We start from the raw sequence: 14,202 nt of genomic DNA, 5'->3' as shown, positions 1-14,202 counted from the left end.
TCCCCGCAACAGCTTATTATTTCCGCGAAACGATGTAGGTCTCCCCTCCTTCCAGCGGCAGTTCGTAGCGGTGCTCGCCCGTCTTGCGGATCGTCCCGCCATCGCTGCGCGGTGTGGTCGCACTGGTGAACCGCAGCACGCCCTGCCCGGCGACGCCGGTCACCCGGATCGTCTTCGCGTCCGCATACACGGCGATGTCCCCGTGCGGCGTCGGTACCTTCCCGTCGATCCATTTCAGGCCGCCCAAGTCCGGCTCGACGACATAGGCCGCGTAACCGGGCTGCGTCGGTTTCACGCCCAGGTAGTATTTACCCAGTAGGTAGAGCGGACTCGCGCCCCAGGCATGGCACAGGCTCATGCCGAACGGCTTGCCGTACATCGCCCAGCGCGCGGCGCCCTCCACCTTCGGGTCGTACTGCTCCCAGAAGCAGGTGGCGCCCGCGCGCAGCATGCCGCCCCAGTAATCCTTGATCTGGCCCCTGACGTAGCGCTGCTGCCCGCTTTCCGCCAGCGCGGCCAGTTCGTAGAAGCGCATGTAGGGCGTCGTGATCTTCGGCACCGTCTCGCTCGTGAGCACGTTGCGGCGGACGCTCGCCGCCTGTGCGTCGTCGAGATAGCCGAACATCAGCGCGAACATGTTCGGATGGCGCGTGACGAGCGGATTCGTCCTGCCGTCCTTGCGGCCGTGGACGAACAGCTGGCGCCGTGGATCCCAGAAGGCCGCCATGATCTTCGTCTTCAGGTCGGCGGCCAGCTGGCGGTAGGTGGCGGCCCTGGCGTCGTCGTGCGCGAGCGCCGCGCAGTCGGCCATCGCTTCGAGACTCCTTGCGAACAGCAGCTGGATGACGGCCAGTTCGCCTTCCTTCGGCATGTCGGCCCAGTCGACGAACACCCAGTCACCCGGCAAGCCTTCCAGCATGCCGTTCGCGTTGCGGCGCGCGAGCACGAAGTCCATCAACGTGGTCATGCGCGGGTAGACGCTCTTCACGAAGTCGGCATCGCCCGTGTACTGGTAGTAGTCGCGGATCCCGATGAACCAGTACAGCGAGTAATCCAGGATCGTGTTGATGTGCATGTCGACGGGATCCGCGCCGCGCAGCGCCCACGTCGTGCGCTTGACCGTGTCGCTGTCGAAGAACGTGTAGTAGTTCATCAGGTAGGTCTGCACGGCGTCGCCGGACCAGACCCAGTGGTCGCGCTTGACCCCGTCGATGAAGAATTCGCGCGTGTTCAGTTCCAGCGTGCGCTGGGCGACGTCCCAGATCCGGTTCAACTCGTCGTCGGAACTCTTGAACGTGCCGCGGTGCGAAACGGGCGAGTATTCATACAGCAGACCCACGTCGCCGAGGCTCAATCCGGCGTCGAAGCGGATGTTCACGTAGCGCATGGCGCGCGAGATGGGCGCGACGAAGTCGCCATGGTGGTCGGCGAGCGTGAAGCGGTCGAGGGTTTCCGCGCCCTGTTCGGACAGCGCTTCCTCCTTCGATTCGCCGTAGTACAGGGTCACCTTGCCGCTGCCCGAGACGTTTTTCAGCTTGACGAAGCCCGTCGTCTCGCGGCCGAAGTCCACGAGGACGGCGCCGTCCCAGCGCGTGAGCGCGACGGCCGGGATCTCCCGGGTCGGCAGGCGGTAGCGCGATGGCGGCGTGTCCGGCGCGGTCAGGTTCCAGTGCGCGGCACTGGCGGTGGGTGCACCAGGACGCGGGCCGACCGACCAGGATGCGTCGGAGCGGATCGTCCTGCCCTGCACGAAGACGGCCGGCGGCGAGGCCGCATTGTAGACCTGGAGGTTGAGCGTGTGTTTGCCGGCGGGGATGCGGACATGGCGCTGGTCGCCATGCACGAACTGGCCGTCGATGGCGATGTTGTAGATGCCTTCGACGGCGATGTCGACGTCTTCCGGCGCGGCCAGGTCGACCTGCCGAATGAAGTTCACCTGCGGCTGGTGGTTGTACAGCCGCCAGAACGGCGGCCACGCGACGTCGCGCTCGACGCGCTGCACCTGCATGCGGTTGGAGAGCCAGATCTCGAAATCGCCCGGCGACCAGATCCAGGTCGCCGTGCCCTGTGCTCCCGCCAGGCCGCACGCGAGCGACAACAGGAGACCGATGAAGCGTGAATGAATTCGCATGCGCGAATTGTATTCACGAACCTCACCGGTCTTGGGCGCTTGCGCGAATTAATCGCCCGGTTGAGCGATTTCCGCGTGACGCATCACGCGAATAAAATGCGTCAACCAGCGGCCTTCGCCATCCCGTCCTTCGGCGTCATGCGCGCAGCGAGTGCGGCGATCGGCAGCGGATTGACGTTCTCGGCGTTGACGACGTCGTCGAAGTCCTGCTCTTCCGCCTGGGCGAGGAAGCGCTGGGCCTTGTTGCTCGGGGCGGTCGTCTGGATCAGGTGGTGCATGCTGGCGGCCGTCTTGTCCCACGACGTGTTGGCGACGATGGCGCGCATGCGTTCCTTCAGCGCGGCCTGTTGCTCGTCGTTCATGGCCAGCATGCGTTCGCAGGCGGCGATGAATTTCTCCGGCGTGTCGGCGATCGCGACGACGTCGCCGTACGGCACCTTCACGTCCGTGATCGGGGTGCTGACGGACGGCAGTTCGGCCGCCATGTATTCCAGCACCTTGGTCGGGCTGATGAACTTGGTCGACTCGTTCAGCGCGAACGGCAGCAGGCAGACGTCCCAGCCGGCCAGGAATTGCGGCAGCTGCTCGTACGTGCGCTGGCCCATGTAGTGGATGTTGTTCGCGCGCGGCAGATTGGCCGGGTCGATCTTCACGACCGGGCCCACCAGCACGATCTGCCAGTCCGGACGGGCTTCCGCGACCTGGCGGATCAGGTCCGTGTCGAAGCGCTCGTCGATGACGCCGTAGAAGCCCAGGCGCGGACGCGCAACATGGGCCTGCTCCGGGTGGCTGTAATCGCGGTCCAGCGCCTTCTGGAAGTGCTTCGCGTCGACGCTGCTGGAGAAGCAGTGCGCGTTTGCATGGCGATCGCGCTTGGACTGGTACAGGCTCGGGCCGCCGGTGAAGCACAGGTCGGCGATGTTCAGCAGTGCGTTCTCGCGCTGCAGCAGCTGTTTCGGCGCGTTCTTGAAAGCGGCCAGTTCGTCCATGCAGTCGTAGACGACGAGTGCGGGATCGAAGCCTTGCAGCAGCGGCAGGGCCATCGGGGTGTAGAACCAGACGACAGGACGCTCGCCTTCCGGGACGAGGTCGGCCAGCAGCGTCTGCAGGGTCGGGATCTGGTCGTCGTGGAAGCCGGGTGCCTGGATGCCGGTATGCGGCTGGCACACCGTGATGTTCGGCGCGACGGCCGTCTTCTTCAGGTGCGCCTTGCCCTCGTCATACACCGGCTCCTCGACAAACAGGATTCGGTAGTGTTCCGCCAGGCGAGTCATGAGGTGCTGGGGGCGCTGAAAGACGAAGTCCCAGCGCAGATGGCAAAACACGATCAGGGTCGGCATGTTGATTTCCTTTCGCCTCGGGGCGTTCTAGTTGATCTGGATTCAGGCCCGGACCCTGATGCGTCGGTGCTCTTGGAAACACCGACAGATCAGGTGCCGGACCAGTGAATCGTATCATGCAAAATTCTTAATATTTTCATTTATGCATTGCAATATTTACATCAGGAAATGACTGGGAGCCCGTACGGTCCGGGTCTCCCTAGGAGAGCTCGGCATAGTGCCCAACGATGTAGGTTCCCTCCTACGCGGACAATGGAAAAAGCACTACGAAATCGCATCATCTGCGCTTGCGTGACGGCGTGTGCAGTGCCGCAAAAACAGCGGTTTTGAGAGAGAAAAGACCGCGCCGGAGGGCGCGGCCGGGGACCGTAAGGCGGCGGTAAGGACGCCTAGGCCGAAAGATAGGGTTCCGCGTCTTCCGGCTCGCCGGCCTCATCGAAGCCGCGTGCCAGCAATACGCCGTCGAGGCCGACCGTGCCGAGTGCGTCGCACAAATCCTCCAGCTCGGCTTCCAGGTGCGCAGCCAGGTCGAGCGGCTTGTCGATGGAGGCGAGCGGCGCACCGCCGTCCAGCGGGTACAGGTTGATGCGCAGCACCGGTTCGCCGTTCGCCTCCAGCGGTGCGACGACGGCCTTGATGCGGTCCGGCGGGCGCTGCTGCTCTTCCAGTTTCTGGTTGACCTCGGCCAGCGTGGCCAGCATCGACAGCTCGGCCACGCCCTGCTCCAGGGCGCCGTAGAACAGGTCCTGGTACAGGAAATTCAGTTCGAGCTCGGCCGGATGACGCGACAGGCAGCGTTGCAGCAGCGGCGACACGCTGCCGGCCCACATGCGGTAGCGCGCCATGCGGCCCTCGAAATAGGCATCCGAGGCCGCCTCGCCGGATGGAATCTTGTAGAACGGATCGTCGACCGGTTTCAGCGCAAAGCCGAGCAGGAAGCGCAGTTCCATCGCATCGTCTTCCGCTTCGTAGTCGCCGCCGACCCACGGGCGCATGCTGGCCTCGATGGCGGGCGTGGCCACGAGCTTGCGCGACCGCATCGCCTGCGCCGCTTCCCGCAGCATCTCCTGCAGCTCGCTGTAGCGGATGCGGTCGACGGCGTCCAGGTCGTACAGGTGGCGCACGAGCACGATGCGGGTGGCGGCGCTGGCGAGGCCGGATTGCCTGAAACTGTCCATCAGGGCTTCGAAATCGGCGTCGTCGCGGAACACGTCTTCCTGCACGAGGCCGCCCGTGCTGTGCACGAACAGCGGGATCATGAAGGCGTCGATTTCGAGCTCCATCTCGTCGTCGCCGCGGACGTGGTACGTGGCGGCTTCTTCTTCCACGCGCTCGCGCAGCAGGCGGCAGCAATCCGGATCCGTGTATTTCGCCACTTCGATGGCGCCGTACAGCACGTCGTCGTGCTTGCGCCGCAGCATGCGCCGCACGAGAACGGCCAGTTCTTCCTGGCGCGCGGTGAGCGTCGCCGCGTCGGGGCCTTCGCGCTCGGTGATATCGAGCGCCAGGTCGACGAGGTTCTGGGCCAGCTCTTCGGGATCCGCTTCCACCGGCTTGGCTGCCTTGGCCGGCTTTGCCGGCTTGGCCGGCTTGGCCGATCCCCGGTTGGGCTGGGCCGACGGGCCCTTGGCCGGGCGCTTGTTGTTGGGCATGGCTGACTTCATCAAAGTTTACAAGCCACCATGGTAACAAATCGGTCGCGCATCGCGAAACCGCGTCAGCGTGCGGGGCGGGTGTCGAGGTGGGTCGTGAAGAATTCCGGCCGCAGCTTGCGGGTGATTTCCAGCACCGGCATGACGTGGTCGAGGTGTTCGCGCATGGCGGCCACGGCGCGCGCCGGGTCACGCGCCTCGATGGCATCGACGACGGCCCGGTGCTCCTCCAGCACCCCGGCCATGCGGCCTTCCAGCGGCAAGGTCAGCTGGCGGTAGCGGTCCATCTGCGTCTTGGCCTGCTGGATGATCGGCCACACGCCCGGATAGCCGGACAGCTCGGCCAGCAGCGCGTGGAAGCGCTCGTCCGTGCGGTGGAACGTGCCGAAGTCGTTGGCGGTGATGGCCGCCTCCTGCTCGGCCAGGATCGCGCGCAGGCGCGCCATGTCCTCCGGTCCCACGCGCGCGGCCGCCTTTTCGATGATCGCCGTCTCCAGCGCGTGGCGCACGAGGTTGGCTTCGTCCAGCGCGTCCAGCGGGATGCGGGCGACGAACGTGCCCGAGCGCGGCACGATCTCGATCAGGCCCTCGTCGGCCAGGCGCTGCACGGCCTCGTGCACGGGAGTGCGGCTCGTGCCGAACTCCTCGGCGATGTCGCGCTCCACGACGCGCGTGCCGGGCAGCATGTCCATCTCGACGATACGCCGGCGCAGGCACAGGTAGACGCGGCGCGACGCACTCAGGCCGCTCTCCGCCTCGGTCACGGGATTGGGTGGGGCTTGGTGGTTCATGGCCGGAAGTGTAGCGAATTCGGCATCGCGTCGCGCGGGATGATCGCGCCGCGGTGGCGGATCACCGTGCCGGCCAGCCGGTGCCCGGCGCGCGCCGCGTCTTCCGGGCCCTTGCCGGACAGGCGCGCGGCCATGTAGGCGGCGCCGAACGAGTCGCCGGCAGCCGTCGTGTCGACCACGTCCTGCACGGGTTCCGGCGCCACCTCGTGCACCGTGCCGTCGTGCCAGACGACGGCCGGATCGCCGCCGCACTTCACGACCACCTCGCCCACGCCCAGTGTTCGTGTGCGCTCGATCGCGTCGCGCGCGTCGCCCGGGCCGTACAGCGCGACCTCGTCGTCCAGCGTCAGGAGCGCGATGTCGGCATGGGCCAGCACGCGGCCATAGACGTCGCGTGCCGTGTCCGCGCTGTCCCACAGGCGCGGCCGGTAGTTGTTGTCGAAGACGACCTTGCCGCCCGCCGCGCGGCAACGGGCCAGGGTCGCGATCAGCAGGTCGCGGTCCGGCGGGGACAGGATCGCGAGGCTGATGCCCGACAGGTACACCATGCGCGCCTCGGTCAGTTGCGCGAGCACGCGCGCCGCGCCCGGCGCCGCCATCCAGTGGCGCGCGGCGGAATCGCGGCGCCAGTAATGGAAGCGGCGCTCGCCGTCGGGGTCGGTCTCGATCATGTAGATGCCCGGCAGGCGGTCCGGCAGGCGCAGCACGCTGGCGGTGGCGATGCCTTCGCGCTCCCACGCCGCCAGCATCTCGGCCGACATGCCGTCCGTGCCCAGGCCCGTTACGTACGCGACGTTCGCCACCGCCGGATCGAGCAAGCGGGCCATGTACACGGCAGTGTTCAGCGTGTCGCCGCCGAAGCGGTAATCCAGCGTGTCCTGCTCGCCGTGCTTCTGCAGTTCGATCATGCATTCGCCGATCGCGTAGACGGTATGTGCGCCCATCGTGTGTCCTTGTTGTGAAGTAGCCCGTAGAGTTTACCGGATGCCGGCGACTGCCGGGGCATCTGTTTTGACGGGCGTGCGCGGACCGCCGTCCCGGACCAGCGTCCACACGACGATCGCCGCCAGCACGTCGAACACGGCCAGCACGACGAACAGCGGGCTGTAGCCCACGTGCGTGACCACGACGCCGAACAGCAGCGTGAACAAGGTCGCGCCCAGGTAGCCGGACATGCCGGCCAGCCCGGTGGCCGTCGCCACTTCGTTCTTGCCGAAGACGTCCGACGTGATCGCGTACAGCGCGCCGGACAGCGTCTGGTGCGCGAAGCCGCCGATACACAGCAGGAAGATCGCGGTATAGGGGCTCGCCACGAGGCCGATGCAGCCCGGGGCGATCATGCACAGGGCGCCGAACACGACGACCCATTTCCGTGACGCGAACAGCGACACATTGAAATGCCGGTGCACGAACGGCGACAAATAGCCGCCCAGCACGCAGCCGATGTCCGCGGCGAGGAACGGCAGCCAGGCGAATACCGCGATCTCCTTCAAGTCCATATGGCGCTCCGTCGCCATGTACAGCGGGATCCACGCATTGAACGTCTGCCAGGCCGGCTCGGACAGGAAGCGCGGGATCGCGATCGACCAGAAATTCCGGTTCCTGACGATCTCGCGCCACGACGCCCGCGCGCCGCCGTCGTGGTGTTTTGCCTCCTGGCCGGACAGGATGTGGTCGCGCTCCGCATCGGACAGCAGTTTCTGGTCGCGCGGGTGCTTGTAGAACACGACCCACAGCAGGGTCCATGCAATGCCCAGCACGCCGACGATGACGAACGCCGACTTCCAGCCCGCGTGCAGGATCGCCCATACGACGAGCGGCGGCGCGCACAGCGCGCCGATCGACGAGCCGATGTTGAACCAGCCGATGGCAACCGACCGTTCCTTCGCGGGGAACCATTCCGTCGTCGCCTTGACGCCGGCCGGTATGCCCGCCGCCTCCGTCAGCCCGAGCAGGCCGCGGAAGAACGCCATGCTCTGCCAGCCGGTTGCCAGCGCGGCGCAGGCGCAGGCCAGCGACCACGCGAACGCGAACACGGCGAAGCCGATCTTCGTGCCGATCGCGTCCAGCACGTACCCGGCGACCGGCTGCATGACGGCGTAGCAGATCTGCCACGCGACGACGATGTACGAATACTCCTTCGTATCGATGTGCAGGTCGGCCATCATGGTCGGCGCCGCGACGGACAGCGTGTTGCGCGCCAGGTAGTTGACGATCAGGCCCAGCGTCACCAGGCCCACCATCCACCAGCGCATACCCTTCATTTTGCTCATGTTGTCTCCTCCGGCGCCATTTTTCAGGCGCGCAAGATCCCGAGCCGCTGGGCGCATGCGCCTGCGGCTTCTTCTTTCGTTGATGGTCGGTGGCTTACGCCAGCAGCGCGCGGATGCCCTGCTGTTCGATGTCGCGCAGGTTCGCAGCCAGCTGCGCCGCGAGGCCCGGGACTGCGTTCAGGTCCCTGCCCCACAGCGCGGTGTGGGCGAGCCAGCCGCGGGCCAGGTCGTCCAGCGTCCATTCGGAGCCAGCCACCTTGTCCCAGCCCGCGCGGAACCACGCCAGGGTCGCCGGATCGTCCGCGAGGTCGATGACGCCGCCGCGGTACAGCACCATGGTCGCGGCCATCGCGAGGACGAGGCGGCGTGGCAGACGGCCGTCGTGCAGTTCGGCGTAGCGCAGCAGTTGCGGCAGCACGCGCGCGGCGAACTTGCTCCAGCTGTTCAGCGCGATCGACGCGAGCCGGTGGTGGATGGCCGGATTGCGGAAGCGGCGCAGCACGTCGGCGGCGAACGCTTCCAGCTCCGCGCGGTCCATTTCCAGCGCCGGAATGATCTCGTCGTCGATGGCGGCACGCAGGAACGCGCCCACCTGCGGATCGTCGACGGCCGGGCCGACGGCTTCCAGCCCCGCCAGCAGCGCGACCGGCACGAGGGTCGTGTGGCCGCCGTTCAGGATGCCGACCTTGCGCTTCTTGTACGGCGTGATGTCGTCGACCAGCTTCACGTTGAGGTCCGCACCTGCCAGCTTCAGCTCTTCGCCGACCGACGCCGGCCCCTGGATCACGAACAGGTAGTAGTATTCCGCCGCGACGAGGAATGGATCCGCGTAGCCGAGTTCCTGTTCGATCTGCGCGGCGTCCGCGGCCGGGTAGCCGGTGACGATGCGGTCGACGAGCGTATTGCAGAACGTGCAGGCGTCGCCGATCCATGCGGCGAAACCGGCCGGCAGGTCCCACAGGCGCGCATAGTGCAGCACGGCGTTCTTCAACGCTTCGCCGTTCCTGTCGATCAGTTCGCACGGCAGCAGGATCAGACCTTTGTCCTGCGCGCCTTGAAATGCCTGGTAGCGCGCGAACAGCAGTTGCGTGAGCTTGGCGGGGAACGTCACCGGCGGCGCGTCGGCCTGGCCGTCCGTGTCGTTGACGACGATGCCCGCCTCCGTCGTGTTGGAGACGATGAAGCGCAGGTCCGGATTGGTCGCCTGCGCCAGGTAGTCGGCATACATCGTGGCCGGATCGATTTCGCGCTGCACGCATTCGACCTTGCGGTACTGCTTGACCGGCAGCCCTGCCTCGTCCAGGCCGCGCACGAGCACGGTGAACAGGCCGTCCTGCACGTCGAGCAGCGGCGTAGCGGAACCGCCGCGCGGGCGCACGACGACGACGCCGGCATTCAAACCGGTGCGCTCGTTCAGCAGGTCGACCTGCCAGTCGAAGAAACCGCGCATGAAGTTGCCCTGCCCGAACTGCAGGATCTTGACGGGCAATGCGAACGGAGTGGTACGACGAAGTTGAGTCATGGGTCTGCCCTTACAGCGAGATATCGCGTTTCCAGAAGATGAAGTCGTATTGCTGCAGCCGGTCGGCCTTGCACTTGTATTGCCCGCCCGCCGTCGCCACGACCATGTCGAACAGGCCTTTCGCCACCTCGGGCAGCGGCTTGCCTTCGATGATCGGACCGCAGTCGTAGTCGATCAGGTCCGACAGCTTCGAGGCCACGCGGCTGTTGCTGGAGATTTTCAGCACGGGCACGATCGGGTTGCCGGTCGGGGTGCCGAGGCCCGTCGAGAACAGCACGACGTTCGCGCCCGACGCCACGATGCCGGTGACGGATTCGACGTCGCCGCCCGGGGTGCACAGCAGCGCGAGGCCCTGTTTATCCGTCTGCTCGCCGTAATCCAGCACGGAGACGATCGGCGACGTACCGCCCTTCTTCGCGGCGCCGGCCGACTTCATCGCATCGGTGATCAGGCCGTCGCGAATATTGCCGGGGCTCGGGTTGTCGGCGAAATGCGTGCCGACCGACAGCGCGCGCTGCTCGAAATCGCGCATCATGCCGAGGAAGCGGCGCTTGTCGTCGTCCTCGACGCAGCGCTCGATCAGCGACGACTCCACGCCGCACAGCTCCGGGAACTCGGCGAGGATCGACGAACCGCCGACCGCCACGACCATATCCGACACATACCCCATCGCCGGGTTCGCGGAGATGCCGGAAAAGCCGTCCGAGCCGCCGCATTTCACGCCGATCTTCAGGTGCGACAGCGGCATCGGCCGGCGCTGCACCTTGTTCGCTTCCTTCAGGTGCGTCAGGGTGTCCTGCAGCACCGCCTTCATCATCTTCTCTTCGCTGTCCCATTGCTGCTGTTCGTAGATCAGCACGGGCTTGTCGAAGTGCGGATTCTGCTTCGCGAGCGCATCCTTGAACATGCCGATCTGTGCGTTCTGGCAGCCCAGCGAGAATACGGTGATGCCGGCCACGTTCGGGTGGTCGGCATACGCGGCGAGGATCTTGCACAACGAGCGCGCGTCCGCGCGGGTGCCGCCGCAGCCGCCGTTGTGCGTGATGATGCGCACGCCGTCCACGTTCGGGAACGGACGGACCACTGGCTTCGGTGCTTCCATGTCCTCGCCCAGCAGCTGGAACGTCAGCGACGCGAGATCATTGGTCGCATACCCGAGCGGGCCTTCGAGCGCATTGCGCAGGTGTTCCACGTTGCGGTTCTCGCAGAACACGAGCGGGAAGATCAGCCAGTAGTTGGCGGTGCCGACGCGGCCGTCCGCGCGGACGACGCCGTCGAACGTCGCGCCTTGCAGGTCGGCCACGTCCGGCGGGGTCCAGTGATACGGCTTCGATTCTCCGATCTCGACCTCGGACGCGTAATGCGCCAGGTTGTCCGTCGTGACGGCCTCCCCCTTGCGGATCGGCTGCGTGGCCTTGCCGACGACGACGCCGTACATGGTCAGCAGATCGCCCTCGGCGAAGGCGCGGCGCGCCAGCTTGTGCTTGGTCTTGATCGGCGTGGAGACGAGGATGTTCTCCCCGTTCCACGTCACGACGTCACCCGGCGCCAGGTCGGTCAGGGCGACCAGCATGCTGTCGTCCGGGTGAATGCAGATTACTTTTTGCATGGTTGCCCAATCAGAGCTTGAAGTAGTTCTTGGCGTTTTCGTAGCAGATGCCGCGCACGATGGTCGCCAGCGCATCGTAGTCTTCCGGGTACTCGCCGCTGGCGACCCATTCGCCCAGCTGGCGGCACACGAGGCGGCGGAAGTAATCGTGGCGCGGGTAGGACGCGAAGCTGCGCGAGTCCGTCACCATGCCCACGAAGATGCCCAGCACGGAGTGATTGCCGAACGCGAGGATCTGGTTCAGGTTGCCCAGCTTGTGGTCGTTGAACCACCAGGCCGGGCCGAATTGCACCTTGCCGGCCACGCTGCCGTCCTGGAAGTTGCCGATCATCGTCGAAAGCACTTCGTTCATCGCCGGGTTCAAGTTGAACAGCATCGTCTTCGGCAGTTGCTTGCGCGAGTCAAGCGCGGACAGCAGCGCCACGAGGCCGTTACTGGTCGTCATGTCCGAAATCGAATCGAAGCCGGTATCCGGACCCAGGGTTTCCAGCATACGCTGGTTATTGTTGCGCATGGCGCCGATGTGGAAGCACATCGTCCAGTCGTACTTCGCATAGACGCCCCCGATCGCCTCCAGCAGGCCGCGCAGGTATTGCGCCTGTTCGAGGTCGCCCAGCAGCTCGCCGCGCATCCGCTTGGCGAACAGGCCGTCCAGTTGTGCCGGGGTGGCGGCCACGGTCGGCAGCGGGATGTCGATGGCGTGGTCGGAAATACGGCCGCCGCGCGCATGGAAGTATTCCACACGGTTGGCCAGCGCGGCGATCAACGACGTGAACGAATCGATCTTCACACCGGCGACTTCCGCCAGGCGCGCGACATACTGCTCGAAGCCCGGGTTATTGATGCGCATCGCCTTGTCCGGACGGTAGGCCGGCAGCACGCGGGTCTTCAGCGCCGACTGCGCGATCTCGGCGTGCTGCAGCAGGTCGTCGGCCGGATCGTCCGTCGTGCAGGCGATTTCCACCTTGGCCTGCTCCAGGAAGGTCCACGTGTCCATGTCGGCCAGCCTGGCGTTCGCCTGTTCCCAGATCGCTTCCGCGTTCTTCTCGTTGATGACCAGGTCGATGCCGAAGATGCGGCGCAGTTCCAGGTGGCTCCAGTGGTAGATCGGGTTGCCGATGGCAAGCGGCAGCACCTTGCAGAAGGCCAGGAATTTTTCCTTGTCCGAGCGGTCGCCCGTGCAGTACTCCTCCGGCACGCCGGCCGTGCGCATCAGGCGCCATTTGTAATGGTCGCCGCCCAGCCACAGCTCGGCGATGTTGCGGAACTTCTTGCGCTCTGCGATCTCGCCCTGCTGCAGGTGCGAGTGATAGTCGATGACCGGCAGGTCGGCGGCCACTTCATGATAAAGCTTGCGGGCGACGTCGGTGGTGAGGAGGAAATCCTGGTCCATGAAGGCGGTCATAGCGTGTTGCTCCTTGGGTGGCTGATCTGATATATCAGGATGGTATGCCTAATATATTACTGGTGCAAGAACTTTGTGCCTTCGCGGGAAAAGGCCCGGGTGTTATGCTTCGGTCATCGGCTCGTGATGCATGGATACAACGCACACGGCCATCGACAACCCTTGGAGCCAGAGAATGCTCGAATCACTATTCAAACTACGCCAAAGCGGCACCGACGCGCGTACCGAAGTACTCGCCGGTATCACGACGTTCCTGACGATGGCCTACATCATCTTCGTCAATCCAGCTATCCTCGGCGACGCCGGGATGCCGAAGGATGCCGTGTTCGTCGCCACCTGCCTCGTGGCCGCGCTGGGCAGCCTCGTGATGGGCCTGTACGCCAACTACCCCATCGCGATGGCGCCGGGCATGGGCCTGAACGCCTACTTCGCCTACGCCGTCGTGCTGGGCATGAAGGTGCCCTGGCAGGCCGCGCTGGGCGCCGTGTTCGTGTCGGGCTGCCTGTTCATCCTCGTTTCCGTGTTCGGGCTGCGCGCGATGATCGTGAACGGCATTTCGCGCTCGCTGCGCGTGGCGATCACGGTGGGCCTCGGGATGTTCCTCGCGCTGATCGCCCTGAAGAGCGCCGGCATCGTCGTCGCCAGCCCGGCGACGCTCGTGCAGGCGGGCGACCTGCACAAGCCGGAGGCCATCATGGCCGTCGTCGGCTTCCTGCTGATCGTCACGCTGGACCGCCTGAAGGTGCGCGGCGCGATCCTGATCGGCATCGTCGTCGTGACGATCCTCTCCTTCTTCTTCGGCGGGAACACGTTCCACGGCCTCGTCTCCGCCCCGCCGTCGATCGCGCCCACGCTGGGCCAGCTGGACATCAAGGGCGCCCTCGGCGTCGGCATCATCAACGTGGTGCTCGTGTTCTTCCTCGTCGAGCTGTTCGACGCGACCGGCACCCTGATGGGTGTCGCCAGCCGCGCGGGCCTGCTCGTGGAAGGCAAGATGGAACGCCTCAACAAGGCCCTGCTGGCCGACAGCGCGGCGATCGTGGCCGGCTCCGTGCTCGGCACGTCCAGCACCACGGCCTATATCGAAAGCGCGGCGGGCGTGCAGGCCGGCGGCCGCACGGGCCTGACGGCACTGACGGTGGCCGTGCTGTTCCTCGCCTGCCTGTTCATCGCGCCGCTGGCGGGCGTCGTGCCCGCGTACGCGACGGCGCCAGCACTGCTGTTCGTCGCCTGCCTGATGCTGCGCGACCTGGGCGACATCGAGTGGAACGACACGACGGAAGCCATTCCGGCCGCCATCACGGCGCTCGTGATCCCGTTCACGTACTCGATCGCGGAAGGCATCGCGTTCGGCTTCATCACCTATGCCCTGCTCAAGCTGACGACGGGCCGTGCGCGCGAAGTCAAGCCGGTGATCTGGGTGATCGCCGGCCTGTTCGCCTTCAAGATCGTCTATATCGGAAGCTGAGCGGAAGCCGG

At 65.8% G+C, this 14,202-nt stretch carries 10 protein-coding genes; 1 reads left to right on the top strand and 9 read right to left on the bottom strand.

Annotated elements, in window-relative coordinates; translation table 11 throughout:
• Positions 1–16: 16 nt before the first annotated feature.
• The 9 genes from P0M04_RS26125 to uxaC all read right to left on the bottom strand — a co-directional run bounded on the left by P0M04_RS26125 (position 17) and on the right by uxaC (position 12,723).
• Entirely contained in the window at positions 17–2,131 is a 2,115-nt protein-coding gene (locus P0M04_RS26125) for an alpha-L-rhamnosidase-related protein (protein WP_259451338.1), read from the bottom strand.
• 101 nt (positions 2,132–2,232) lie between these two features.
• Positions 2,233–3,471 (bottom strand): glycosyltransferase family 1 protein, encoded by a 1,239-nt coding sequence (locus P0M04_RS26120; protein WP_259451339.1) that lies wholly within the window; start codon positions 3,469–3,471, stop codon positions 2,233–2,235.
• Between the two features lie 389 nt (positions 3,472–3,860).
• Entirely contained in the window at positions 3,861–5,123 is a 1,263-nt protein-coding gene (locus P0M04_RS26115) for a hypothetical protein (protein ID WP_259451340.1), read from the bottom strand.
• Positions 5,124–5,188: 65 nt separating this feature from the next.
• Positions 5,189–5,914 (bottom strand): GntR family transcriptional regulator, encoded by a 726-nt coding sequence (locus P0M04_RS26110; protein WP_259451341.1) that lies wholly within the window; start codon positions 5,912–5,914, stop codon positions 5,189–5,191.
• Positions 5,911–6,858: a 2-dehydro-3-deoxygluconokinase gene (gene kdgK / locus P0M04_RS26105; protein WP_259451342.1), complete on the bottom strand. Its 948-nt coding sequence runs from the start codon at positions 6,856–6,858 to the stop codon at positions 5,911–5,913. The genes P0M04_RS26110 and kdgK overlap by 4 nt, the downstream gene beginning before the upstream one ends.
• Positions 6,859–6,891: 33 nt before the next feature.
• Entirely contained in the window at positions 6,892–8,187 is a 1,296-nt protein-coding gene (locus P0M04_RS26100; RefSeq protein ID WP_259451343.1) for an MFS transporter, read from the bottom strand.
• 94 nt (positions 8,188–8,281) lie between these two features.
• A complete protein-coding gene (locus P0M04_RS26095) occupies positions 8,282–9,709 on the bottom strand; it encodes a tagaturonate reductase (RefSeq protein ID WP_259451344.1) in 1,428 nt (475 codons plus the stop codon).
• 10 nt (positions 9,710–9,719) lie between these two features.
• Positions 9,720–11,318, bottom strand: a complete 1,599-nt coding sequence (locus P0M04_RS26090) for a UxaA family hydrolase (protein WP_259451345.1) — start codon at positions 11,316–11,318, stop codon at positions 9,720–9,722.
• Between the two features lie 10 nt (positions 11,319–11,328).
• Positions 11,329–12,723, bottom strand: coding sequence for a glucuronate isomerase (gene uxaC / locus P0M04_RS26085; protein WP_259451346.1), 1,395 nt, complete (start codon positions 12,721–12,723; stop codon positions 11,329–11,331).
• Positions 12,724–12,898: 175 nt separating this feature from the next.
• Between uxaC and P0M04_RS26080 the strand changes: the two genes are divergently transcribed.
• Positions 12,899–14,191, top strand: coding sequence for an NCS2 family permease (locus P0M04_RS26080; protein ID WP_259451347.1), 1,293 nt, complete (start codon positions 12,899–12,901; stop codon positions 14,189–14,191).
• Positions 14,192–14,202 lie beyond the last annotated feature (11 nt).

This window comes from Telluria mixta (assembly GCF_029223865.1).
GTDB lineage: Bacteria > Pseudomonadota > Gammaproteobacteria > Burkholderiales > Burkholderiaceae_D > Telluria > Telluria mixta.
This window is presented reverse-complemented; position numbering and strand designations above follow the sequence as displayed.